The sequence below is a fragment of the Methylobacterium sp. WL103 genome (genome assembly GCF_008039885.1).
Classification (GTDB): Bacteria; Pseudomonadota; Alphaproteobacteria; order Rhizobiales; family Beijerinckiaceae; genus Methylobacterium; species Methylobacterium cerastii.
Map to the genome: position 1 here is coordinate 1 of NZ_VRUX01001185.1, position 629 is coordinate 629.

Genomic DNA, 629 nt, shown 5'->3' on the forward strand with positions numbered 1-629 from the left:
GAGGCAAGCCGGTGCGCGGCCGGGCGGCCGGAGCCGACCGCCAGGTGCTCTCCGTCGGGGGCGCCTCCGCCGAGGCGCTGCCCTCCGACCTCGCCCTGCTCCGCGCCTACGCGAAGGGCCACCTGAAGGACGAGTCGCCGCTCAACGGGATCGCCCGCGTCCTCTACGCCGCACAGTACGGCGTGGTCCTGTACGACCCGGCCGAGCTCGGCGAGCTCGGCGTCGAGATGTTGCAGGGTCTGGTGCGGGACGTGAACGAGGTCACGCGCTGCTTCGCGCTCTCGCTCGGTGATTCCGACCAGGACCGCGCGGTCGTCCAGGTCTCGGCCTGGACCACGGGTCAGGCCCCGCGCACGGGCTTCGGCCGCAAGGTGCCCGAGCACGATCCCTGGCGCTTCGACGCCGTGCGCCAGGTCTCGGCCGGGGAGGCCGACGCCGTGCTCTGGCTCTCGTCGCTTCCGGCCGCGCGCCCCGATTGGCTCGGCGCCCTGCACTCGATCGCCATCGTCGGCGAAGGCAGCCCCGAGGCCGTGCCCGGCACCGCCGAGATCGTCATCGCGGTGGGCGTGCCCGGCGCAAGCGCGGACGGCGTCCTCTGGAACGAGGGCCGCGCGGCCCTCGTTCCAGAG

General features: G+C 74.4%; 1 pseudogene. It reads left to right on the forward strand.

Annotation, left to right across the window (positions count from 1 at the left end):
- Positions 1-629: pseudogene (locus FV222_RS30405) on the forward strand (formyltransferase); the annotation flags it as partial.